The sequence below is a fragment of the Paenibacillus sp. ATY16 genome, from assembly GCF_003399985.2.
GTDB lineage: Bacteria > Bacillota > Bacilli > Paenibacillales > Paenibacillaceae > Pristimantibacillus > Pristimantibacillus glycanilyticus.
The window spans coordinates 1-2,938 of the sequence record NZ_NMOK02000019.1 but is presented as its reverse complement, the minus strand read 5'-3'; the positions used below and the strand labels follow the sequence as shown (position 1 = coordinate 2,938).

Here is a 2,938-nt window from a genome sequence, read left to right as displayed (position 1 = left end):
ATTAGGTTAAGCTAATAAGAGCGCACGGAGGATGCCTAGGCACTAGGAGCCGAAGAAGGACGTGGCGAACAACGAAACTGCCTCGGGGAGCGGTAAGCACGCATTGATCCGGGGATGTCCGAATGGGGAAACCCGGCTGTCGTAATGGACAGTCACTGTTAACTGAATACATAGGTTAACAAGAGGCACACCAGGGGAACTGAAACATCTAAGTACCCTGAGGAAGAGAAAACAAAAGTGATTCCGTCAGTAGCGGCGAGCGAACGCGGATTAGCCCAAACCAAGGAGCTTGCTCCTTGGGGTTGTAGGACGTCTCACATGGAGTTACAAAGTTGTAGATTAAACGAAGAGGTCTGGAAAGGCCCGCCAAAGAAGGTAAAAGCCCTGTACTTGAAAATCTGCAGCCTCCGAGACGGATCCTGAGTACGGCGGGACACGAGAAACCCCGTCGGAATCCGGCAGGACCATCTGCCAAGGCTAAATACTCCCTAGTGACCGATAGTGAAGCAGTACCGTGAGGGAAAGGTGAAAAGCACCGCGGGAGCGGAGTGAAAAAGAACCTGAAACCGTGCGCTTACAAGAAGTCAGAGCCCGTTAAAAGGGTGATGGCGTGCCTTTTGTAGAATGAACCGGCGAGTTACGTTCACGTGCAAGGTTAAGTCGGGAAGACGGAGCCGCAGCGAAAGCGAGTCTGAATAGGGCGAATATAGTACGTGGTCGTAGACCCGAAACCGTGTGATCTACCCCTGTCCAGGGTGAAGGTGCGGTAACACGCACTGGAGGCCCGAACCCACGAATGTTGAAAAATTCGGGGATGAGGTGGGGGTAGCGGAGAAATTCCAATCGAACTCGGAGATAGCTGGTTCTCCCCGAAATAGCTTTAGGGCTAGCCTCGGTTAAGAGTGTCGTGGAGGTAGAGCACTGATTGGGTGCGGGGCCCGCCAAGGGTTACCAAGTCCAGTCAAACTCCGAATGCCATAGACATGTTTACCGGGAGTCAGACAGTGAGTGCTAAGATCCATTGTCAAGAGGGAAACAGCCCAGATCATCAGCTAAGGTCCCCAAGTGTGTGTTAAGTGGGAAAGGATGTGGAGTTGCAAAGACAACCAGGATGTTGGCTTAGAAGCAGCCACCATTTAAAGAGTGCGTAATAGCTCACTGGTCGAGTGACTCTGCGCCGAAAATGTAACGGGGCTAAACACACCACCGAAGCTATGGCATGTACCTTATGGTACTTGGGTAGGGGAGCGTTGAATGCGGATTGAAGTCAGACCGGAAGGACTGGTGGACTGCATTCAAGTGAGAATGCCGGTATGAGTAACGAAAAGACAAGTGAGAATCTTGTCCGCCGAAAGCCTAAGGGTTCCTGAGGAAGGCTCGTCCACTCAGGGTAAGTCGGGACCTAACGCGAGGCCGAAAGGCGTAGTGGAAGGACAACAGGTTGAAATTCCTGTACCACCGTAAACCGTTATGAGCAATGGGGTGACACAGAAGGGCAGTGACGCAGGCTGATGGAATAGCCTGTCCAAGCAGTGAGGCAGAGTTGTAGGCAAATCCGCAACTCGCGTAAGCTAGGCTGTGATGGGGAGCGAAAATTGCAGTAGCGAAGGTCATGTACTCCGGCTGTCAAGAAAAGCCTCTAGCCAGGTGAAGGTGCCCGTACCGCAAACCGACACAGGTAGGCGAGCAGAGCATGCTAAGGCGCGCGGAAGAACTCTCGTTAAGGAACTCGGCAAAATGACCCCGTAACTTCGGGAGAAGGGGTGCCTCGGTAGGGTGAATAGCCCGAGGGGGCCGCAGTGAAAAGGCCCAAGCGACTGTTTAGCAAAAACACAGGTCTGTGCGAAGCCGTAAGGCGAAGTATACGGGCTGACGCCTGCCCGGTGCTGGAAGGTTAAGGGGAGCGGTTAGGGGTAACCCGAAGCTGTGAACCGAAGCCCCAGTAAACGGCGGCCGTAACTATAACGGTCCTAAGGTAGCGAAATTCCTTGTCAGGTAAATTCTGACCCGCACGAATGGCGTAACGACTTGGGCGCTGTCTCAACGAGAGATCCGGTGAAATTTTAATACCTGTGAAGATGCAGGTTACCCGCGACAAGACGGAAAGACCCCATGGAGCTTTACTGCAGCTTGATATTGGACTTTGGTACGATCTGTACAGGATAGGTGGGAGCCTGAGAAGCATGAGCGCCAGCTTGTGTGGAGGCGACGTTGGGATACCACCCTGATCGTATCGGAGTTCTAACCTGCTACCCTGAATCGGGTAGAGGGACCGTGTCAGGTGGGCAGTTTGACTGGGGCGGTCGCCTCCTAAAATGTAACGGAGGCGCCCAAAGGTTCCCTCAGAATGGTTGGAAATCATTCGGAGAGTGCAAAGGCATAAGGGAGCTTGACTGCGAGACCAACAAGTCGAGCAGGGACGAAAGTCGGGCTTAGTGATCCGGTGGTACCGAATGGAAGGGCCATCGCTCAACGGATAAAAGCTACCCTGGGGATAACAGGCTTATCTCCCCCAAGAGTCCACATCGACGGGGAGGTTTGGCACCTCGATGTCGGCTCATCGCATCCTGGGGCTGAAGTAGGTCCCAAGGGTTGGGCTGTTCGCCCATTAAAGCGGTACGCGAGCTGGGTTCAGAACGTCGTGAGACAGTTCGGTCCCTATCTGTCGCGGGCGCAGGAAATTTGAGAGGAGCTGTCCTTAGTACGAGAGGACCGGGATGGACGTACCGCTGGTGTACCAGTTGTTCCGCCAGGAGCACCGCTGGGTAGCCAAGTACGGACGGGATAAGCGCTGAAAGCATCTAAGCGTGAAGCCCCCCTCAAGATGAGATTTCCCAATTCGTAAGACCCCTTGAAGACGACGAGGTTGATAGGTTCGGGGTGGAAGCACAGCAATGTGTGGAGCTGACGAATACTAATCGGTCGAGGGCTTATCCTA

Annotated in this window: 1 rRNA gene; it reads left to right on the top strand. The window is 53.7% G+C overall.

Features of this window, described 5'->3' with window-relative positions:
• Positions 1–4 precede the first annotated feature (4 nt).
• A 23S ribosomal RNA gene (locus CFI03_RS11355) occupies positions 5–2,938 on the top strand.